At 58.6% G+C, this 21,389-nt stretch carries 21 protein-coding genes; 18 read left to right on the forward strand and 3 right to left on the reverse strand.

The window, feature by feature from the left end:
* Positions 1-575 precede the first annotated feature (575 nt).
* Positions 576-1,130 carry an ADP compounds hydrolase NudE gene (nudE, locus tag JK232_RS04190; protein ID WP_072927469.1) on the forward strand — a complete coding sequence of 185 codons (555 nt, stop codon included), beginning with the start codon at positions 576-578 and terminating at the stop codon, positions 1,128-1,130.
* Positions 1,131-1,195: 65 nt separating this feature from the next.
* Here nudE and mrcA read toward each other — a convergent pair whose 3' ends face one another.
* On the reverse strand, positions 1,196-3,748 hold the full coding sequence (gene mrcA / locus JK232_RS04195) for a peptidoglycan glycosyltransferase/peptidoglycan DD-transpeptidase MrcA (RefSeq protein WP_072927468.1): 2,553 nt from the start codon (positions 3,746-3,748) through the stop codon (positions 1,196-1,198).
* 119 nt (positions 3,749-3,867) lie between these two features.
* On the opposite strand from mrcA, the gene pilM reads away from it, so the two are divergent.
* The 12 genes from pilM (at position 3,868) to trpS (ending at position 14,036) form a co-directional block, all read left to right on the forward strand.
* On the forward strand, positions 3,868-4,698 hold the full coding sequence (gene pilM / locus JK232_RS04200) for a pilus assembly protein PilM (protein ID WP_101854206.1): 831 nt from the start codon (positions 3,868-3,870) through the stop codon (positions 4,696-4,698).
* Positions 4,695-5,375: a PilN domain-containing protein gene (locus JK232_RS04205; RefSeq protein WP_212588858.1), complete on the forward strand. Its 681-nt coding sequence runs from the start codon at positions 4,695-4,697 to the stop codon at positions 5,373-5,375. Before pilM ends, JK232_RS04205 begins: the two co-directional genes overlap by 4 nt.
* On the forward strand, positions 5,347-5,781 hold the full coding sequence (locus JK232_RS04210) for a hypothetical protein (protein WP_165699698.1): 435 nt from the start codon (positions 5,347-5,349) through the stop codon (positions 5,779-5,781). Before JK232_RS04205 ends, JK232_RS04210 begins: the two co-directional genes overlap by 29 nt.
* Before the next feature lie 11 nt (positions 5,782-5,792).
* The gene (locus tag JK232_RS04215; protein ID WP_212588859.1) at positions 5,793-6,137 is read left to right on the forward strand and encodes a HofP DNA utilization family protein; all 345 of its coding nucleotides are present in this window, start codon (positions 5,793-5,795) and stop codon (positions 6,135-6,137) included.
* Positions 6,138-6,316: 179 nt separating this feature from the next.
* Positions 6,317-7,561 carry a DNA uptake porin HofQ gene (gene hofQ, locus JK232_RS04220; protein WP_420847729.1) on the forward strand — a complete coding sequence of 415 codons (1,245 nt, stop codon included), beginning with the start codon at positions 6,317-6,319 and terminating at the stop codon, positions 7,559-7,561.
* A 386-nt stretch (positions 7,562-7,947) separates the two neighbouring features.
* Positions 7,948-8,469 (forward strand): shikimate kinase AroK, encoded by a 522-nt coding sequence (aroK, locus tag JK232_RS04225; RefSeq protein WP_072927460.1) that lies wholly within the window; start codon positions 7,948-7,950, stop codon positions 8,467-8,469.
* Positions 8,470-8,538: 69 nt separating this feature from the next.
* Complete coding sequence (aroB, locus tag JK232_RS04230) at positions 8,539-9,630, forward strand: 3-dehydroquinate synthase (RefSeq protein ID WP_072927458.1); 1,092 nt, start codon at positions 8,539-8,541, stop codon at positions 9,628-9,630.
* Positions 9,631-9,743: 113 nt separating this feature from the next.
* On the forward strand, positions 9,744-10,685 hold the full coding sequence (locus JK232_RS04235) for an SPOR domain-containing protein (RefSeq protein ID WP_072927457.1): 942 nt from the start codon (positions 9,744-9,746) through the stop codon (positions 10,683-10,685).
* A gap of 81 nt (positions 10,686-10,766) precedes the next feature.
* Entirely contained in the window at positions 10,767-11,585 is an 819-nt protein-coding gene (dam, locus tag JK232_RS04240; RefSeq protein ID WP_072927455.1) for an adenine-specific DNA-methyltransferase, read from the forward strand.
* Positions 11,586-11,652: 67 nt separating this feature from the next.
* Complete coding sequence (gene rpe, locus JK232_RS04245) at positions 11,653-12,330, forward strand: ribulose-phosphate 3-epimerase (protein ID WP_072927453.1); 678 nt, start codon at positions 11,653-11,655, stop codon at positions 12,328-12,330.
* Positions 12,323-13,030: a phosphoglycolate phosphatase gene (locus JK232_RS04250; protein WP_101827741.1), complete on the forward strand. Its 708-nt coding sequence runs from the start codon at positions 12,323-12,325 to the stop codon at positions 13,028-13,030. Before rpe ends, JK232_RS04250 begins: the two co-directional genes overlap by 8 nt.
* Position 13,031: 1 nt before the next feature.
* Positions 13,032-14,036: a tryptophan--tRNA ligase gene (trpS, locus tag JK232_RS04255; protein ID WP_072927450.1), complete on the forward strand. Its 1,005-nt coding sequence runs from the start codon at positions 13,032-13,034 to the stop codon at positions 14,034-14,036.
* Positions 14,037-14,149: 113 nt separating this feature from the next.
* On the opposite strand, the gene tsgA is transcribed toward trpS, so the two are convergent.
* Positions 14,150-15,343 (reverse strand): MFS transporter TsgA, encoded by a 1,194-nt coding sequence (gene tsgA, locus JK232_RS04260; protein ID WP_101827740.1) that lies wholly within the window; start codon positions 15,341-15,343, stop codon positions 14,150-14,152.
* Between the two features lie 403 nt (positions 15,344-15,746).
* Here tsgA and ppiA point away from each other — a divergent pair, with 403 nt between their 5' ends.
* The 5 genes from ppiA to argD all read left to right on the forward strand — a co-directional run bounded on the left by ppiA (position 15,747) and on the right by argD (position 19,223).
* The gene (gene ppiA, locus JK232_RS04265) at positions 15,747-16,316 is read left to right on the forward strand and encodes a peptidylprolyl isomerase A (protein WP_072927447.1); all 570 of its coding nucleotides are present in this window, start codon (positions 15,747-15,749) and stop codon (positions 16,314-16,316) included.
* A gap of 163 nt (positions 16,317-16,479) precedes the next feature.
* Positions 16,480-16,650: a YhfG family protein gene (locus JK232_RS04270; protein ID WP_072927445.1), complete on the forward strand. Its 171-nt coding sequence runs from the start codon at positions 16,480-16,482 to the stop codon at positions 16,648-16,650.
* Entirely contained in the window at positions 16,640-17,242 is a 603-nt protein-coding gene (locus JK232_RS04275) for a putative adenosine monophosphate-protein transferase Fic (protein WP_072927444.1), read from the forward strand. The genes JK232_RS04270 and JK232_RS04275 overlap by 11 nt, the downstream gene beginning before the upstream one ends.
* A gap of 32 nt (positions 17,243-17,274) precedes the next feature.
* The gene (locus JK232_RS04280) at positions 17,275-17,850 is read left to right on the forward strand and encodes an aminodeoxychorismate synthase component II (protein WP_101827739.1); all 576 of its coding nucleotides are present in this window, start codon (positions 17,275-17,277) and stop codon (positions 17,848-17,850) included.
* Between the two features lie 155 nt (positions 17,851-18,005).
* Positions 18,006-19,223, forward strand: coding sequence for a bifunctional acetylornithine/succinyldiaminopimelate transaminase (gene argD, locus JK232_RS04285; RefSeq protein ID WP_212588861.1), 1,218 nt, complete (start codon positions 18,006-18,008; stop codon positions 19,221-19,223).
* On the opposite strand, the gene JK232_RS04290 is transcribed toward argD, so the two are convergent.
* Positions 19,213-21,351 carry a YccS/YhfK family putative transporter gene (locus JK232_RS04290; protein ID WP_072927439.1) on the reverse strand — a complete coding sequence of 713 codons (2,139 nt, stop codon included), beginning with the start codon at positions 21,349-21,351 and terminating at the stop codon, positions 19,213-19,215. The genes argD and JK232_RS04290 overlap by 11 nt on opposite strands.
* Between the last annotated feature and the right edge of the window lie 38 nt (positions 21,352-21,389).

Genomic DNA, 21,389 nt, shown 5'->3' on the forward strand with positions numbered 1-21,389 from the left:
CGTTAGGGCGACGCTGACGTGTGTCAACTCTTTTAAAAACAGTATATTAAGTGTGTGTTGTGACATGCAAGCAGCTTAACGTACCACCAGAGAGAACGGTATACCGGGCTTAACCAGCGGTGACAAAAGGATAGGGCAAATATAGACCTCATTGGATGATAACAATCAGCTTGCCCTGCCAATATCGGCATAATCCTATTTTGCCTGCGAATCGCCGTAAGCGTAACCAATTGATAGAAAAAGATCTTGCAAAGCGGCGAAAAGAAATCACCCGCCGTCACGGTATGCTGGAAAAAAGCGCGTTCTGTGCAGAAAAAAGCCTGTAGCAAGCGGGCCGGCTCTGTTAATAATAAGTAAAAACTCAGCAGGCAATTGCCGCGGCCATACCGGGTAACGCACAATGGACCGCGTGCCGGGTCACTACGCCACCGGCTGCCCATTGCACCCTGAGCGCGCGGGGCGGCAGCACGCCCTGGGGTAATCGTACGCAATGGGGATGTAACACGCCATAATGTAGCATGCCATGACAGGGTCATGGTTAACGCCTGTCGCAGGCTCGAATTCTTGGGGATGACATGGAAAAACCTCTGCAAAAACCAAAAATCCTGAAAGTTGAAACCGTGGCGCGCTCGCGGCTGTTCAACGTGGAATCGGTTGACCTGGCATTCAGCAATGGTGAACAGCGCGTCTATGAGCGGATGCGCCCCTCAGAGCGTGAAGCCGTGATGATTGTGCCGGTTATCGGTGATGATCTGCTGCTGATCCGCGAATATGCGGTGGGTATTGAGGATTATGAGCTCGGTTTCCCGAAAGGGTTGATCGATCCGGGTGAAGGGGTGCTTGAGGCCGCCAACCGGGAACTGATGGAAGAGGTAGGGTACGGTGCGCAGCGTTTTGACTACCTGACCAAACTGACGATGGCGCCTTCCTATTTCTCCAGCAAAATGAACATCGTGATTGCCCGCGATCTCTTCCCGAAAAAGCTCGAAGGGGATGAGCCGGAGCCGTTGGTACAGGTGCGCTGGCCGCTCGCGCGCATGATGGAACTGCTGCAACAGCCGGATTTCCGGGAAGCACGCAATGTGAGTGCACTGTTCCTGGCCCAGCAGTTCTTCCAGCAGTCGCTGTAAACACCGCACAAGGTATAAAAAAAGCCGGTCATTGCTGACCGGCTTTTTTATTGCCTGAAGAGACGTCAGAACAGCTCGTGTGTCTGGCCGTTGTCCATCAGGGTGGTGCCGACATCATGCACCGCGTGCTCGGTGGGCTGTGTCCCATCGATAAAGTACTCACTGCGGCTGCCGGCACCGCCGTCACCCAGTTTGCCGGTGCGCTTGTCGATCGTCACACTGACAATGCCGGGCGGTGGGGTCACCGTCTGTTCCGGGATGCCTTCCAGCGCGGTTTTCATGTACTCATCCCAGGCGGGTTGGGCACTTTTCGCCCCACCTTCTGCCCCGGCAATCTGGTCGGGAATGGCACCGGAGGCCGTGCTGCGGCCCAGATCGCGGCGATGGTCATCGAAACCGATCCAGACCGAGGTCACGGTATCCGGGCCGTAACCTGAGAACCACGCATCTTTCGAGTTATTGGTGGTACCAGTTTTGCCGCCGATATCATGGCGCTTGAGTTCACGGCCGGCACGCCAGCCGGTACCCATCCAGCCCGGTTCACCAAAGATGTTGCTGTTCAGCGCGTCGTGCATCAGGAAGGCCAGCGGGGTGCTTATCACATGCGGCGCATACTGCTGATTGCCTGCCGGCTGGCCGGGGCTGACCTGCTCCAGTTGCGGCATCGGGGCGGTGGCGTTGGCATTCGGGTCCTGCGAGACGGCCACGTTTTCCACATTATCATCCGACAGCATCACAGAACGCTGGGTTTCGCCGTAGATCACCGGCAGATTACAGCTTTCACAGACCACTTTCGGCGTGGTTTCAAACACCGTGTTACCGTTCTCATCCTCCACTTTGGTGATGAAATACGGGTCTACCAGGAAACCGCCGTTGGCCAGCACCGCATAACCCCGGACCAGTTGCAGCGGGGTGAACGAGGCGGAACCCAGCGCCAGCGATTCAGAGTGAACGATATTCTGCGCCGGGAAACCGAAGCGTTGCAGGTATTCTGCTGCATAATCCACGCCCATTGCGCGCATCGCACGTACCATCACCACGTTTTTAGACTGCCCCAGCCCCTGGCGCAGACGGATTGGCCCGTCATACACCGGCGGGGAGTTTTTCGGCCGCCAGTCCGTACCGGCACCGGCATCCCAGCGGGAGATCGGCAGGTCATTGAGGATGGTCGCCAGCGTCAGCCCTTTGTCCATCGCGGCAGTGTAAAGGAACGGCTTGATGTTGGAGCCGACCTGACGCAACGCCTGCGTGGCGCGGTTAAATTTACTCTGGTTAAAGTCAAAGCCGCCCACCAGCGCTTTCACCGCGCCGTCTTTCGGGTCAAGCGAAACCAGCGCGGAGTTGACGTCCGGCACCTGTGCCAGCCACCAGTCGTTCTCAACTTTGCGTACCCAAATCTGCTGGCCCGGCTGCACCACATCCGACACCCGCTTTGGCGTCGGCCCTTGCAGGTTGTCAGACTTGAACGCCCGCGCCCAGCGGACACCTGCCAGCGGCAGGGTAACGGCTTCGCCGGTAGAGAGCATCGCCGTGGCCTGATCGGCCGTGGCTTGCGTCACCACCGCCGGGAACAGCGGGCCATACACCGGCAGGGCTTTCAGCGTTTTGGTAATCTGCTGCTGATCCCATTCCGGCTCACCGCGCTGCCACAGCACCTTGGACGGGCCGCGGTAACCGTGGCGCATGTCATAGGCCAGCACGTTATTACGCACCGCGGCCTGCGCAGCCAGCTGGTTCTTTTTGGTAATCGTGGTGTAAACCCGGTAGCCGTCGTTATAGGCGTTTTCACCGTAACGCTTCACCATCTCCTGACGCACCATCTCTGACAGGTAAGGCGCTGAGAAAGCGATGCTTGGCCCGTGGTAATCCGCGTCCAGCTCTTCATCCCGCGCCTGCTCATACTGCGCCTGCGTGATGTAGTTCTCTTCCAGCATTCGCGACAGCACCACATTGCGGCGTGACAACGCGCGGGTGTGGGAATAGAGCGGGTTAAAGGTGGAAGGCGCTTTCGGCAGGCCGGCAATCACGGCCATTTCGCCCAGCGTCAGCTGGCTGACATCCTTACCGAAATAGACATGGGCAGCCGCCCCGACACCGTAAGCCCGGTAGCCGAGGTAGATCTTATTCAGATACAGCTCCAGGATTTCATCCTTGGTCAGTAACTGTTCAATCCGGATCGCCAGAAACGCTTCCTTAATCTTACGCATCAGCGTGCGTTCCGGGCTGAGGAAGAAGTTACGGGCCAGCTGCTGGGTAATGGTGCTCGCCCCCTGCGACGCATGGCCGGAGGCCAGCGCCACCGACGCGGCACGCACAATCCCTACCGGGTCAACGCCGTGGTGTTCATAGAACCGGCTGTCTTCTGTCGCGATAAAGGCATGCACCATTTCCGGCGGGATCTGGTCAAGCGTCAACGGGATACGGCGCTTCTCGCCATACTGGGCAATCAGCTCGCCCTCTGCGCTGTACACCTGCATCGGGGTCTGTAAGCGCACATCTTTCAATGTGGCCACATCCGGCAACTGCGGCTCGATATATTTGTACAAGCCATAGATCGAGGCAGCTCCCAGCACAATGCAACACACTGCAAGAATCAAAAAATACTTTACGAACTTCACCTGAGATTTCCCACTTAATGTCGTTTGGGCAGTTTATAAACAATCGCGGCGTAGTATAAAGGCAACCCTACAGCATAGATACGTTCTTTTATCATCAGACGCCAGGGAGGGGGGACAGGATGGCCAGGGAAAAATGGCAGATTGGTCTGGATATTCAACCGCATGCGTATTACGCGGTCGCGGTTGTCCGCAGGCGGGGTGAGTGGCAGCTTCGCGGCTGCTGGCACCAGCCGCTGGCCGGTACGGCCCCGCTTTCCGGTGGTTTGCCGTCACCGGATATCCAGAAAGAAACGCTGCGCCGCTGGCGTGGCGGGTTGCCCCGGCAGTTCTCTCTGCGGCTGGCGTTGCCTGCCGCCAGAGTGCTGCAACGCACCCTGCCGTCGCCGGCTCCCCAATTGCAGGAACCGCACCGTGAGGCTTTCCTGCTGGCGCACGCGGCCCGGCTTTTCCCGCTGGACCGTGATGCACTGGTGTTTGATTACCGCACCGCACCCGGCCAGCCGGATCAGATGCTGGTCACGGCGGCGCACCGGCAGGAGCTGGCTGCCTGGCTCGCCCTGTTGCAGGCGGCGGGCCTGTACCCGGACGCCGTGGACATCTCACCTTGTGCACTGCATTACATCGGTGCGCTGTCGGGCGTACCGGCTGATGCGTTGATGCTCCACCATCTGCGGCAAGGGTGGGTCTGGGTGTCGCCGCGCCATCGTCCTTTCCAGTCCGGCATGGCAGACGCCGCAGAAAACGCCGGTGACGTGCTGGCCGCCCTGCCGGCACCGTTGCGTGCGTTGCCCTGCTTTTTCTCCTCTGAGCAGACGGAGCCTAACCCTGACGGTATGCAAGGCTGGACACCCTTTGCCTCTTTACCGGGCGCCTGCCCGACCGAGGGTGCGCCGCCGGGGGCATTTGCGCTGGCGGCAGGGTTAGCCGTACGGCCGGAGGATCATGAATGATGCAGGTGAATCTGCTGCCGTGGCGGCAGCGCCGGCGCCAGGTGCGCTGGCAACAGACGATTTACGCCACAGCCGCCGTCTTACTGCTCCTGGTTATCATGCTGGCAAGCGGCGGTGGGTGGCTGCATCTGCGGGCCGTCACCCTGAAAGCCCGGCAGGCGGTGGCCGGCGCACAGTTGCAGGCGCTTACGCACCAACTGGCTCAGCGACAGGCACTCATGGCGCGCCATACATTATTACTGCAACAGGCGCATGAGGCGCAGCAGCGCCATACCGCCCGCCGCCGCGCGCTGCGGCTGCTGGAAGAGGTGGAAGCTGCTATTCCCGGGGGCGTGTGGTTGACCCACTGGCAGGAGCAACCGGGCAGCGTGCGCTGGCAAGGGTTGAGCGCGCGCTATGACCGGGTGATTGCGTTTACGCGTGCGCTGGAGCAGGGCCGGGAAACAGCGGCGGTGAGGCTGGAAAGCGTCCGCCAGCAACCTGATGGGCTGCTTCACTTTGTGCTTCAGGCAACATGGAAAGGGAGGGAACAGGATGACTCCTCGTCTGCAACAGAGTCTGGCGCAGTGGCAACACCGGCCGCGCAGGCAACAGATCGGCGCGGCCTCGCTGCTGCTTTTATTACTCACCGGCCTCGGTTGCCGGGTCATGTTGTTGCCCGGCTGGCGGCAGGTTAACGCCCTCGCTGCAACGCACGTCACGACCCGGCAGGCGATTGACCAGCATCAGGCCCGGCTGGCTGCACTGGCCCCCGCGGCCTGGCTGAACCAACAGATCGCGCAGCTTGAGGCGCAACAGACGCGCCCGCTCGCGGTAGAAAAGGAGATGCCTTTCCTGCTGGCGGCGCCGCTCCGGCAGTCCGACAGCGAACTGCTGAACTGGGAGCCGGTAACCGGGCCGTCTCCTGCGTCGCCCCTGCGCTGGCGGCTGGCGATCCGTGCCTCTTACCACGGGTTAAAACATTTTCTGGCGGCGGTCGCTGGTTTGCCGTTGCCCGGTATCGAACAGATGGGCATTGAGCCGGGGCCGCACGGGCTGGACGTCACCTTAGTGCTGGCGACGGCGCCGGACTCTGCAAAATGAAGGGGTTACCGATGAACGCGTCCCATTATTGGCTTGGCGGGCTGGCCTGCGGGTTACTTATCAGTGTGTTGGACGCGGGGGCTGCCACACCGGGCCGTGACCCGTTCGCCCCGCAGAGGCTGCCACCCTGTGCAGACGTCGCTTCACTGACGCTGGGCGGCATTGTGCAGGGAGGGGAAGTGCAACACGCCTGGCTGCGGGATGCCGCGGGCCACTGGCAAAAAGTCATGCCCGGCGTGCGGATGGGAACAACCGGCTGGCAGGTAGAACAGATTACGGCAGGCGGCGTGACGCTGACCGCCGACCCGGATGTGTGCCCGGCCCCCGGCACCCTCCGGTTGCAATGGGAAAAATAAGGCGTGGGAAACCCATTAGCGGTGGAAAACCAATACGCCATAAAGCGGGCAAAAAACAGCCATAACGATAAGGATATCTGATGAAAAACTGGGTTCTGCACCTTTATTATTCTCTCCCGGCCTGCACGGCAGACTGGTTACAACACGTACTATCAAGCGCACTGCGTGCCGTTTTTTCCCTGGCCGGAGGCGGGCTGCTGCTATGGTCTGCTGGCTGTGGCGCGCAAACCCCGCCCGGCACGCTGGATCTGGCTTTTCATGACGCCCCGGTCAGCGTGGTGCTTCAGGCACTGGCCGATCACCAGCAGCTGAATCTGGTGCTGGCACCGGGCGTTGAGGGCAACCTGACCCTGCGGCTGAACGATGTGCCCTGGCAACAGGCGTTGGATGTGGTGCTCAAAATGGGCAACCTGGTGCAAAACCGGGAAAAGAATGTGCTGATGATCTTTCCGCAAACCTATCAGGATGAACAGCAGCAACAGCAGCGCGCCCGGCAGAAGCAACAAGCGGACGACCATCCGCTCAGCACCCTGAGCATCACGCTGGAAAACGCAGAGGCGGCCGGCGTTGCTGCCAGCCTCAACGCACAGCGTGCGACCTTGCTGTCACCCCGCGGCAGCATCGTGACTGATACGCGCACCAATACCTTGCTTATTCATGACACAGAAGAAAAATTGGCGGCGCTGGAGCAGTGGATCACGGAACTGGATCAGCCCCTGCAACAAGTTCAGCTGACGGCACATATCGTGACTATCAGTAATGAAAGCCTGCGTGAGCTGGGGGTCACCTGGGGGCTGGCTGAGGCCGAAGGGGCGGCAGGCAGCTTCCGCCTGAATAATTTTGCGGTCGGCCTGCCGGTGGCAGACAGCACCGCCACTGCCGGTTTTACCCTGGCCCGGATAGACAGCCGCTTGCTCAGCCTGGAGCTGAGTGCGCTGGAGCAGGAAAACCAGGTGGAAATTATCGCCAGCCCGCGTTTGCTGACGGCACATTTGCAGACCGCCAGCATCAAACAGGGCACCGAGATCCCGTATCAGGTTTCCAATGGGGACAGCGGTGCCAACTCCATTGAGTTCAAGGAGGCCGTGCTGGGCATGGAAGTCACGCCGAAAGTGTTGAGTAACGGCAGAATTCAGCTGGCCCTGCAAATTTCCCAGAACATGCCCGGCCGCAGCATCCAGCAGGCGGAAGGGGAGGCGCTGGCGATCGACAAGCAGGAGATCAAAACCCAGGTCACGGTAGCAGACGGCGAAACCGTGGTGTTAGGCGGCATTTTTCAGCAACACCATGAAAACACCCAGGACAACGTGCCGGGGCTTGCCAGCATTCCGTGGGTGGGCTCGCTGTTTACCCACGACCGCAAAAAGCACAGCCAGCACCAATTAGTGATTTTTGTCACGCCTGCGCTGGTCAGCGCATCCTGAGGGTGAAAAAGCATGAGGGTGACCGGGCAGCCCACAGGATAGGGGGTTGAATAGGGGGAACTATTCGGGGGCGATCCGGGCAGCGTTATGCAACTTTTTGTGTCGGCAGAGACATCTGCGTTTGACGCTGCGACCGATTTAGCATACAAGGGTTACCGAATTGCGCACCGAGATTCTTATTCCACGAGAAATGCCGATAAAAACGTATGGTTTCCCTCCTGCGGCAGAGTAACGATTTATTCGGTTGCCAAACTACCAAGAGTGTTGAGATAATTTTTCGTCTGATCTCGCACTATCGCTCATGAGGTTTCAGTTTAGGTCCCGCCGCTGATTTGATTGGCGGGGCGGGTTATCATTAACGAATTGTCTTAGTAATACCGAAAAACATGGCAGAGAAACGCAATATCTTTCTGGTTGGGCCTATGGGTGCCGGCAAAAGCACTATTGGCCGTCAGTTAGCTCAGCAACTCAATATGGAGTTTTTCGACTCCGATCAAGAAATTGAGCGACGCACCGGAGCTGATGTGGGCTGGGTATTCGACGTGGAAGGCGAAGAAGGTTTCCGCGATCGCGAAGAAAAAATCATTAATGAGTTAACGGAAAAACAGGGCATTGTGCTGGCGACAGGCGGAGGTTCAGTGAAATCACGTGAAACCCGTAACCGTTTGTCCGCGCGCGGCGTTGTCGTCTATCTGGAAACCACCATCGAAAAACAGCTTGCCCGTACCCAGCGCGATAAAAAACGTCCGCTGCTGCAAGTTGATGCGCCGCCGCGTGAAGTGCTCGAAGCGCTGGCGAAAGAGCGCAATCCGTTGTACGAAGAGATTGCTGATGTCACCATCCGCACCGATGATCAAAGCGCCAAAGTCGTGGCTAACCAGATCATCAACATGCTGGAAAGCAATTGATTCATTCCCGTCATCTCTGAGGGTGCAGGTTAACAGCAGGTAAACGTCAAAAAGGTCACTGAGCGCGACATGGAGAAGATTACCGTAACGTTAGGGGATCGCAGTTACCCCATCACGATTGCTGCCGGATTGTTTAACGATCCGGCTTCTTTTATCCCGCTGAAAGCCGGTGAGCAGGCCATGCTGGTAACCAACCAGACCCTGGCCCCGCTCTATCTGGATAAGGTGCGTTCAGTGCTGGAGCTGGCAGGCGTGCGTGTTGACCACGTTATCCTGCCGGACGGCGAGCAGTTCAAATCGCTCGCGGTGCTGGAACAGGTTTTCTCCGCATTGCTGGAGAAACCCCACGGCCGTGATACCACCCTTATTGCCCTCGGCGGCGGCGTCATCGGTGACCTGACCGGTTTCGCTGCCGCTTGCTATCAGCGTGGTGTGCGCTTCATTCAGGTGCCCACCACGCTGCTGGCGCAGGTTGACTCCTCAGTCGGCGGCAAAACGGCCGTCAACCATCCCCTCGGCAAAAACATGATCGGCGCGTTTTACCAGCCGGTGTCTGTGATTGTCGATCTTGACTGCCTGCAAACCCTGCCGCCGCGTGAGCTGTCGTCAGGTCTGGCGGAAGTCATCAAATATGGCGTGATTCTCGACGCGGAGTTCTTCGTCTGGCTGGAACAGAATATTCATGCCCTGATGGCGCTGGATATGACGGCGCTGGCGTACTGCATCCGTCGCTGTTGCGAGCTGAAAGCCCAGGTTGTGGCGGCGGATGAGCGTGAAAACGGTCAGCGTGCCCTGCTGAATTTAGGCCATACTTATGGCCATGCCATTGAAGCAGAAATGGGTTACGGCAACTGGCTGCACGGCGAGGCCGTCGCGGCAGGCATGATGATGGCAGCGCATACCGCACGCCGTCTCGGCCAGTTCAGTGAGGAAGACGTGGCACGCCTCAAGGCGCTGTTACAACGCGCCAACCTGCCGGTTAACGGCCCGCAGGAAATGGCGGCCGCCGCCTATCTTCCCCATATGCTGCGTGATAAAAAAGTGCTGGCCGGCGAATTGCGCCTGGTGCTGCCTACGGCCATCGGCCAATCGGAAGTGCGCAGCGGCGTACCGCATGAGCTGGTGCTGGCCTCAATTGATGATTGTCGGGTCGGGGCGTGACCCTGACTTTTACCCCGGCGCTGTATTGGTGGCCGGTTCTATAATGATGCACACAGGTTAATCAGCCGGCACCCCATGCGGTGCAGGCTTTACCTCTGAGTTGGAGGATGACGATGGATGAGTTAAGACCCGAAGACGACCTGAAACCGGATACCAGCGATCGCCGCCCTGCACGCCGGCGCTCCGCCTCCCGCTCCTCCGCTCCCCGATTTGCCATTTCGCGCCAGCACCTGATGATCGCCATCGGGATTCTGGTGCTGTTGCTGCTGATCCTCGGCATTGGTTCTGCCTTAAAAGCGCCAACCCCGCAGGAAGCCAGCCAGCAGAGCAATGCACCGAAAGATATCAATTTGTCCGGCAATAATGAGAGTGCCCCGGCATCTGCTGCGGCCAATGCGCCGGCGGCGGGCCAGCCGCAGGACATCAGCGTGCCGCCGATTTCTGACACCCCGACGCAAGCCGCCCCGGCCCAGCCGGCCACCGGCCAGCAACGCCTTGATCTGCCCGGCAACATGACGGATGCGCTTTCCCAGCAGCAGAGCCAGGTGGATACCGCTTCCCAGGAGATGATGGGCGGGGAGGGCACCTCTACCTTGCCAACCGCGCCGGCAACGCTTTCGCCGTCCGCTGTTCAGGCACCGCGCCCGGCGGCGGTAAAACCGGCTGCCCCACAGACGCGTACGGAAACCCATGCCGCTACGCCGCATAAAGCCCCGGTGAAAACTGCACCTGCTGCCCCGGCCCGTACGGCCCCGGCTGCCTCAGGCAGCAGCGGCAGCGCTTTGCGGAATGCCCCTGCCAGCCATTACACCCTGCAACTGAGCAGCGCATCCCGTGCGGATTCACTGAATGCTTTTGCCCGCCAGCAAAAACTGACCAACTATCAGGTCTACCAGACCAGCCGTGACGGGAAACCGTGGTTTGTGCTGGTGAGCGGCAACTATGCGTCATCAGCAGAAGCAAAACAGGCGATCAGCCGGCTGCCGGCAGAGGTGCAGGCCAAAAAACCGTGGGTCAAACCTGTACGTCAGGTACAGCAGGACCTGAAGAAATAAACCTTAGTTGTGCGCTGATGTGCTGTCTGAAACTAGAGTACAATCCGCGGCTCTGAATTGTATAAGTAGCTAAACGACGGCATGAAGAAAAACCGCGCATTTTTAAAATGGGCCGGTGGCAAATATCCCCTTATTGAGGAGATCAAACGCCACCTGCCTGCAGGTGACTGCCTGATCGAACCCTTTGTTGGTGCAGGTTCTGTGTTTCTCAACACGGATTATGATGCCTATGTACTGGCTGACATCAACAGTGATCTGATTAACCTGTATAACATCGTTAAAACCCGCACGGATGACTTTGTACGTGATGCGCGCCTGTTATTCAGCGAGTCTTACAACAACGCCGAGGCGTTCTACACCCTGCGGACGGCGTTCAACCTGAGCCGCGATCCTTACGAGCGGGCAACCCTTTTCCTTTATCTCAACCGCCACTGTTACAACGGCCTCTGCCGTTACAACCTGAGCGGTGAGTTCAATGTGCCGTTTGGGCGCTATAAGCGGCCCTATTTCCCGTACGATGAGCTCTATTGGTTTGCCGAAAAAGCGCAAAACGCCACCTTTGTCTGTGAGACTTACCAGCAAACGTTGACCAACGCCGCCCCCGGCGCAGTGGTGTATTGCGATCCGCCTTATGCACCGCTTTCTGCAACCTCGAATTTCACGGCTTACCATACCAATGGTTTCGGCATGGCCGATCAGCAGGAGCTGGCACGCCTCGCATCGCTGCTTTCGTCTGAACGCCGGATCCCGGTGCTGATTTCCAACCATGACACGGCGCTGACGCGTGACTGGTATCAGCAGGCGGCCGAAATGCACGTGGTTCAGGTGCGCCGCACCATCAGCAGCAATGCGTTCGGGCGTAGCAAAGTGGACGAGCTTTTGGCACTGTATAGACGCTGAGGATGGCGCTGGCCGGTCGCGGTCCGTGATCCTGAGGCTGACTAACCCTTACCGTTTGGAGATGCGGATGAAACAATTTTTGATTGCGCCGTCTATTCTGTCGGCAGACTTTGCCCGCCTGGGTGACGATACCGCCCGTGTACTGGCGGCAGGCGCGGACGTGGTGCACTTCGATGTCATGGACAACCACTATGTCCCGAACCTGACCATTGGCCCTGCGGTGTGCAAAGCGCTGCGTGATTATGGGATTACCGCACCGATTGACGTTCACCTGATGGTGAAACCGGTAGACCGGCTGGTGCCGGATTTCGCGGAAGCCGGGGCCAGTTACATCTCTTTCCACCCGGAAGCCTCCGAGCATATTGACCGCACACTGCAACTGATCAAAAGCCACGGCTGCAAAGCCGGCCTGGTCTTTAACCCGGCGACTCCCCTGAGTTACCTCGATTACGTCATGGACAAGCTGGACGTGATTCTGCTGATGTCGGTAAACCCCGGCTTTGGCGGCCAGTCCTTTATTCCGCACACCCTGGACAAACTGCGCCAGGTGCGTCAGCGCATTGACGAAAGCGGCTATGACATCCGGCTGGAAGTGGATGGCGGGGTGAAAGTGGAAAACATCGGCGAAATTGCCGCGGCAGGCGCCGACATGTTCGTGGCCGGTTCAGCCATTTTCAATGCGCCGGACTACCGCACGGTAATCGACCAGATGCGTGACGAACTGGCGAAGGTTTCACGTGGCTGATTTCAGCGCGATCCGCGCGCTGGCATTTGATCTCGACGGCACGCTGGTGCACAGCGCGCCGGGGCTGGCGCAGGCCATTGACCTGGCGCTGGCGGAAGCAGGGTTACCGCAGGCCGGTGAGGCGCGGGTAAGCACCTGGATCGGCAACGGTGCTGATGTGCTGGTAGAACGCGCGCTGGCGTGGGCGCAGGCGGAAAGTGAGGGCGCAACCCTGCCCGGCCGCGCCGCGATGCGTGCACGCTTTGATCACTTCTATGCCCAGACCGTGGAACACGGCAGCCAGCTTTTCCCGGAAGTGCGCGATACCCTGGCGCAACTGGCCCGCCACGCTCTGCCGATGGGCATTATCACCAATAAGCCGACGCCGTTTGTTGCACCGCTGCTGAGTGCCCTGGGCATTGCTGAGTATTTCTCACTGATCATCGGCGGTGATGATGTGGTGGTGAAGAAGCCGCACCCGGCACCGCTCTATCTGATGCTGGGCAAACTGGGGATGCGGGCCGGCGAAATGGCGTTTGTCGGCGATTCGCGTAACGATATTCAGGCCGCACAGGCAGCCGGTTGCCCGTCAATCGCCCTGACCTACGGTTATAACTACGGTGAGGCGATCGCGCTCAGTCAGCCCGATCAAGCCATAGATCGTTTTGCCGACTTGTTGCCCACTCTTGGGCTGTCATCCTTTAAGAATCAGGAAGCATAAAATGAGTAAGCCCATTGTATTTAGCGGTGCGCAGCCGTCTGGTGAATTGACCATTGGTAACTACATGGGTGCGCTGCGTCAGTGGGTCACGATGCAGGATGAGTTTGAGTGCATTTACTGCATCGTTGATCTCCATGCCATCACCGTGCGTCAGGATGCGGAAAAGCTGCGTAAAGCCACGCTGGATACGCTGGCGCTCTACCTGGCCTGCGGCATTGACCCGCAAAAAAGCACCATCTTTGTTCAGTCGCATGTGCCGGAGCATACGCAGCTGAGCTGGGTGCTGAACTGCTACACCTATTTCGGTGAGCTGAGCCGCATGACGCAGTTCAAGGATAAATCCTCCCGTTACGCGGAAAACATCAATGCCGGTCTGTTCAGTTACCCGGTGCTGATGGCGGCGGATATCCTGCTTTACCAGACCAATCAGGTGCCGGTGGGCGAAGACCAGAAACAGCACCTGGAGCTGAGCCGTGACGTGGCGGCCCGTTTCAATGCCCTGTATGGCGATGTCTTCAAGGTGCCGGAGCCGTTTATCCCGAAATCCGGCGCGCGCGTGATGTCATTGCAGGAACCGACCAAAAAAATGTCCAAGTCGGACGAAAACCGCAACAACGTGATTGGCCTGCTGGAAGACCCGAAAGCGGTGGCGAAGAAGATCAAACGCGCCATGACGGACTCTGATGAGCCGCCGGTGGTACGCTATGACGTTGCCAACAAAGCGGGTGTGTCCAACCTGCTGGATATCCTGTCAGGCGTGACCGGCAAACCGGTGGCCGAGCTGGAGCCGGAATTTGAGGGGCTGATGTATGGCCACCTGAAAGGTGCGGTGGCGGATGCGGTGTCCGGTATGCTGACTGACCTGCAGGCACGCTACCACCATTTCCGCAATGATGAGGCGCTGTTGCAGCAGATCATGCGTGATGGTGCAGCCAAAGCCCGCGCCCGTGCGCAGGAGACCCTGAAAAAGGTTTATGATGCAGTAGGCTTTGTGGCGCAGCCATAATCCTGACGCTGTAAAAAAACCGCCTGCGGGCGGTTTTTTTGTGCCGGAAACCCGGGGGCGCAGGCATAAAAAAGGGTGCCGCAAGGGCACCCTGGGGTCAATCTGACAGGAAATCAGTGGGCCGCATCGGCTGCGTGGCTGTGCATCCGGTGTTTGGTCACGAAGCCCAACAGCAGGCACATTACGAACACCACCAGGTAAAGGCCATTGGCGGTGGCCAGCGCTGCGTGTTCACCGCTTTTCGCCACAATCGGGCCGGTAACCACAAAGGTCAGCATGGTGCCGACGGTGCCGCAGGTCAGGATAAAGTTCACCAGCTTCGGTGACGAGACTTTGGTCTGCTGCGAGCCAAGGGTAATCAGCGTGGTGTAAATCGCGCTGGAAACAAAGCCCAGGCCCAGAATGTAATAGTGCAGCATCGCGGCATCAGAGGTGCTGATAAACAGGTACATCAGCAGGGTCGAGGCCGCAGCCAGAATAGTGACAATGCGTTGCAGGTCGAAGAAACGCAGCACGGCGCTGAATACCCACATGCCGACCATATACGCCGTCCAGAAGTTACTGACCAGGCTGCCCGCCTGCGTGATGTCCATATTGAACTGTTTGGCGGCATAGGTCGGCACCCACTGGATAAAGCCCAGCTGGCCAAGGATGTAGCACAGTGCGGCCACTGACAGGAACAGCACACCAATGCCCCATTTCTCTTTTTTCACTGACTGCGCCGCTTTCGGTGCGTCGTTGCCCAGTTTCGGGAAGTCAGACATCAGCGTCAGGATGAAGATGGCGATATAGAGCACGCCGATGCAGGCATACACCCAGTACCAGGCAATGCTGCGTGCCAGCAGGGCGGCCGCGATGATCGGGAACAGCGTACCGGCCATGCTGAAGAAGGAGTCGGTAAACAGCAGGCGTGAACCGCGCTGACGGCCTTCATACAAATGGGTAATCAGGAAGGTGCCGATCGACATCGTGATGCCGCTGACCACACCGAGAATGAACATGCAGCCGGAGAATACCGCCAGGCTGTGGCTGTTCATCAGGCCGACAATGGCAATCAGCATCAGGAAGAAACCAAAGACCAGCTGGCGCTTCAGGGCGATGATTTCCATCAGCCAGGCGTTAAGGAAAATAGAGACCAGGATCCCGGCGTTTAAGAAGGTAAAGGTGTTACTCATGCTGGAAATCGGCAGGTTGAAGTACTGCGCGATATTGCCCATCACCATCCCGGTGACGATCACCAACGCGCCGGTAAGCGCGTAAGAGAAGAAACTAATCCATGTGAGCCTGATTCGATTGCTGTTAGTCATAGACGTGCCTGGTTGTCAGTTGAACATAAGTATGGGGGTGTGAACTGGCAATCCGCCTGAAGGGTCAGGCGTGAAGCGCAGAATCGTAACACAGGGCATGTAATAATTTGTGACGTATATCGTAGTTCAAGTGTAATGAATGCAATAAAGCGCAAAAGTCTGTCGGGTTTCACGGGTTTCATCCCGGTACACTGTAGCCGTAACGCCTTGAAGGGCAGACATAACGCTAAAAATCACAGGCGTTTGCAGGAAAATGCCGTGTGAATGTGACCTTCCATCCTACCCGGTAGCCCGGCCTGCACGTTTGTTAAAGTAAATATAGGTAAAGCGCTGGCGCGGGTAGGGGAGCCTCTTTAGAATCAAGGCGTTTGTGTTGTTTGTATCCGGAGAAAGGAACCCGTTCATGTTCAAACGTACTATGGTGGCCCTGGCCACGCTGTTTTCCCTGACGGCATTGTCCCCGGCGGCCCTGGCCGCGGCAGAGACACATGTCATGCTTACCACGTCAGCGGGAAATATTGAGCTGGAGCTGGATAGTCAGAAAGCCCCGGTTTCCGTAAAGAATTTTATCGATTACGTCCAGAGTGGCTACTATAACAACACCATTTTCCATCGCGTGATCCCTGGCTTTATGGTGCAGGGTGGTGGCTTTACCGCGGATATGCAGCAAAAAATCACCAACGCGCCGATCAAAAACGAAGCGGACAACGGCCTGCGTAACCTGCGCGGTACCCTCGCAATGGCCCGTACTGCCGATAAAGACAGCGCCACCAGCCAGTTCTTTATCAACGTTGCGGACAACGCCTTCCTGGATCACGGCCAGCGTGATTTCGGCTACGCCGTTTTTGGTAAGGTCGTCAAAGGCATGGACGTGGTAGATAAGATCTCGCAGGTGAAAAGCGAGAACGTCGGCCCGTACCAGAATGTGCCGTCCAAACCGATCGTTATCCAGTCCGCCAAAGTTCTGCCGTAACCTGCTGTCAGGCCGGCCATCACGCCGGCCTGATACGCCCGCCTCGCGATAATCCTTTCTTCCGGCCCGCTTCCCCCGATACCACTGTCTATACTTAGCCGCATACCGGCAGGCATTGTCCTGCTATTACCGGAGGCATCACCCGCCCAAAAGGAGGTCTGCTGTGGCGAAGAAAATGACGCAGAAACAGAAAGAGAAACTGTTTCAGCAACACCGAAATGCCAATTTCCAGGCGAGCATGGCGCTTGATGGCTATCAGGTAGAAGCCGTTGCGCTCTCTGCGGAGCAGGCGCTGGCACAGCTTGAGCAGGTGAGGGCAAAGTATGAACGATAAGTTTGGTGACGGGGCCGATCCCTATCTGTATGCCAACTCACAGGTGCTGAAAAATAAGCTGGGCATCCGTAAAGCGGCCACCTTGCGTGAAGCGGAGCTGGCGCTGACACCGCTGCGGGCCGCCACCATTGAGCTTGGCCCGCGTGAGTGTGGGTTGCCGCACTTGTGTGCCATCCATCAGGCCCTGTTTCAGGATCTCTACGCCTGGGCCGGTGAGCTGCGTGAGATGGATATCTACAAACAAGACACGCGTTTCTGCCACTTTGCCTATATCGAAAAAGAGGGCAATGCGCTGATGCAGGCGCTGGAAGATGAGGATTACCTGGCGGATCTGCCGCGTGACACGCTGGTGGAGCGCCTGGCCTATTACTATTGTGAGCTGAATGTGCTGCACCCGTTCCGTGAAGGGAATGGCCGTGCGCAACGCATCTTCTTTGAGCAACTGGTGATTCACGCCGGGTATGTGATCGACTGGTCGCAGACCGATCATGCCGCCTGGGTGGACGCCAATGAAAAGGCTGCCTTTGGCGACCTCACGGCGCTGACGGCCATCTTCAATAAAGTCGTGAGTGAACCCGGCGAAAATGCGTAGAATTGCCCGGAGATAGTTTGCCGGAATGACTTATGCTGTTGCTGATAGATAACTACGACTCCTTCACCTATAACCTGTACCAATATTTCTGCCAGCTTGGGGCAGAGGTACAGGTTGTCCGTAACGATCACCTGACCCTGACAATGATTGAGCAGATGGCGCCTGAACGGCTGGTGATCTCACCGGGGCCGTGCACGCCGGATGAAGCCGGGATTTCGCTCACAGCGATCCGCCATTTTGCCGGGAAATTACCGATTCTGGGCGTCTGCCTGGGGCATCAGGCGATGGCGCAGAGTTTTGGGGCGAAGATCGTGCGGGCGCGCCAGGTGATGCACGGGAAAACCTCGCAGATTACGCATGACGGGCAAGGTGTATTCCGGCAACTTAATCAGCCGCTGACGGTAACGCGCTACCATTCCCTGGTGATTGACCCGGACAGCCTGCCGGACTGTTTCAGCGTGACCGCCTGGACAACCCGTGATGGTGCGCGGGATGAAATTATGGGCATCCGCCATCGCAGCCTGCCGCTGGAAGGCGTGCAGTTCCATCCTGAAAGCATCCTGAGTGAACAAGGATTACAGCTGCTGGATAATTTTCTTCAGCTGTAATGTTCCGCCTGGGTAAAACGCGCGGTTATTTTTCTATACAGTGGCCTTTCAGGTTGCCTGAGTGTGATTTATTATGCATATTTCGTGATTATAATTTCACATGTTGACGCGGGCGAAGCTCGTGCCGGCTGATCTAACGGCAGATGGAGAGCGGTATGACAGATAAAGCAGCAGTAGGGCGCGACACCTTTGATCAGGTAATTTTGCCTGTTTATGCACCGGCGCAGTTTATCCCGGTAAAAGGCAAAGGCAGCCGCGTCTGGGATCAGCAGGGCAAAGAGTACGTAGATTTCGCCGGCGGCATCGCGGTGACGGCGCTCGGCCACTGCCACCCGGCGCTGGTGGCCGCCCTGCAACAGCAGGGGGAAACCCTGTGGCATGTCAGCAACGTCTTTACCAATGAACCGGCGCTGCGGCTGGCGCAAAAGCTGATTGATGCCACGTTTGCAGAGCGCGTGTTTTTTGCCAACTCCGGCGCCGAGGCCAATGAAGCCGCGTTCAAATTGGCGCGTTATTACGCCTCCCATCGCCACAGCCCCTACAAAAGCAAAATCATCGCGTTCCATAACGCTTTCCACGGCCGCACGCTGTTTACCGTGTCGGTCGGCGGCCAGCCGAAATACTCCGATGGCTTCGGCCCGAAGCCGGCAGACATCGTCCATGTGCCGTATAACGATCTTGATGCCGTGAAAGCAGTGATCGATGACCATACCTGCGCCATTGTGGTTGAGCCAATCCAGGGCGAGGGCGGGGTCACCCCGGCCGACCCGGCCTTCTTACAGGGGCTGCGTGCGTTGTGTGACGAGCATCAGGCCCTGCTGGTGTTTGACGAGGTGCAGAGCGGCATGGGCCGCAGCGGCAAGCTGTTCAGCTACATGAATTACGGCGTGACGCCTGACATCCTGACCACCGCCAAAGCGCTGGGCGGCGGGTTCCCGGTCAGCGCGATGCTGACCACCCATGAAATCGCCTCGGCGATGACGGTCGGCACCCACGGCACCACCTATGGCGGCAACCCGCTGGCCTGTGCGGTGGCTGAAGCGGCGCTGGATACCATCAACACCCCGGCGGTGCTGGCAGGGATTGAGGAGCGCCGCCAGCATTTCCTGCAGGCACTTGAGGCCATTAACCAGAAATATCAGGTGTTCAAAGAGGTGCGCGGCATGGGGCTGCTGATCGGCGCTGAACTCAATGACGCGTACCGCGGCAAAGCACGCGATATTCTGATGGCGGCCGCGGCGCATGGGCTGATGCTGCTGAACGCCGGGCCGGATGTGATGCGCCTTGCGCCGTCCCTGGTGATTGAGTTTGACGATATCAAAGAGGGCATGGCCCGGCTGGAGAAAGCGATCGCCACCGTCATTAGCGCGTAGCGGTCTCTTCGTCTTGTGTAACCGCCTCCGGGCGGTTTTTTTTGTCCTGTTTCAGGTGGCGGCTGAGCCAGATGCCGTGGTGCGGGCGCTGCGGCCAGGCCAGCGATGAAATGGTATTCATCACGCTGAGGTGGGAGATGATACGTTGCAGATGGCGCTCCATCTCGGTGACCGGCATGTCAGGCTCGCTCTCCGGTGCGCGGAACAGCGGGCGCTGGTTCTGGCTGCCCTCAGCCGGGCCGTCATACATCAGCCGCTGCTGACAGCTCTGAATGGCGATTTCGCTGGTTTCCAGATACGCCTGCGCGCGTTCTGCCGACAGCATGTCATGCTCACGCGCCAGGATCGTCATCGCGTTGAGGTGTTCCACAATCGACTGGCTGTGCATCACCCACAGGCGCATGTCCGCCAGGTAGCGGGAGTTAAAGCCCGGCTCCTGCATCGCCTGATTCAGCGAGGTGTACAGCGTGTTATGTGCCTGGTTGGCCATTACGCGCGTATAGGCCAGCTTCGCCGGGTCAGGGTTTTCCTGCAACAGCAGGCGGATGGCCTCCTGATCGGCTTCCAGCGCCTGGTAGGCATTTTCCCGCAGCAATCCGCTCTGCCATTGCGGCCAGAGCCATATGGTGCTGCCCAGCGCCAGCCCGCAGCCGAGCAGGGTATCCACCAGGCGGGGGATCAGGAAATTAATGCCGTTCTGCGTCACCAGTTGCAGGGTGTACACGGCGGTGACGGTCAGCCCGACCATCGCCAGCCCATAGTTTTTGCGCAGTACCAGATAGGAGGGCAGCATAATCAGCACCATCAGGCCCAGCATAATGCCCTGGTGCAATTGCAGGTGCAGCACCCCGGCGGCAATCACCAGCCCGGCCAGCGTGCCGACTGCCCGGTGCTGGATGCGCACGCGGGTGGCGTTATAACCGTTCTGAATGACCAGCAGGGCGGTCAGCAAAATCCAATAAGGTTTGGGCAGGTCAAAGAACAGGCCGAGGGTACTGCCGGTCGCCAGCATCACTCCCACGCGCGCCGCATTGCGCAGTGACATCGATTTCCACGACAGATAGCGGCGCAGCGCCGGCCAGAACGGCAGGCGGTTCTGGGCCGCCATCAGATCACGGCGGTAAAGCGGGCGCTGGGTCTGCAACAGGCGGGCGATACGGCTGAAGTGGTAATAGCAGAAGCGGCCGACCGGGTTGTCCTGGTAACGGTTGGCGAGCTTCTCCAGCGCCTGCAGCTCTTTGTCCATCGCGAACGGCCCGGGGCGGCGATGGTAGAGGATGTCGTCCGCCACCATCCGCAGCCGCTGGGCGATCACTTCCGCATTGCGGCGGATTATCGCTTCTGCCTGGCTCTGCGCCACCAGCTTCTGCACCTCTTCCGGCTGATGGAGGCTGACGGTAATGTGCTCTTGCAGATCCAGCGCCACCTGGAAGGTGCGGAACAGCTGTTTATTGTGCGGGTTATTTTCACTGGAAAGCATGTGCAGCTGCTGGTAGCTCTGGACGATAAGCTCCATCACTTTCTGCTGGCGTTTCAGCAGCGGCGGCAGCGCGGTTTCCGGGTCAGTATGCTGGGTCAGCAGGCTGTATTTCGCCTCCAGATATTCCCCCAGTTCACGGTAGAGCAGGCTTAAGTTTTCGCGCATCGGCTGCTCTTTCCACAGGCGGAACCAGCCCCAGGTAAACAGCCCGTACCAGACTGTCCCGAGCACAAACAGGCCCGGTGCCTGCCACAGCGGTGCCGTCCCGGCCATGCTCAGGGTGAAAATGGCCGCCACCAGGGTACCGTTCAGCAGGCGGCCGTGCAGCGGGCTTATCTCCCCGGTCACGCCGAGCAGCAGCGCCAGCGTCAGCATGATCAGCGGCAGCGGCCAGTGGGCATAGAGCAGCAGCAATTGCAGCACGAGGCTGCACACCGCGAACAGGGTGCCGCCGATGGCCAGCCGTTTGAAGTAACGTTTGTGCGGGGTATCGAGGCCGGCGATGTTGCAGCAGGCAGGGACCAGGGAGAACAGCAGGCCGGTTTGCAGCTGGCCGAACAGCAGGGCAATCGCCGCCGGCAGACAAAGTACCAGCGTTTGTCTGAGCGCGTAATTGACCTCAGGATGGTAGATAAGCCTACGCCACATGGGTGCTCACAAAGACAACGGCGCAGCGCGGGCGGGCC

It is taken from the genome of Nissabacter archeti (genome assembly GCF_018257325.1).
GTDB lineage: Bacteria > Pseudomonadota > Gammaproteobacteria > Enterobacterales > Enterobacteriaceae > Chimaeribacter > Chimaeribacter arupi.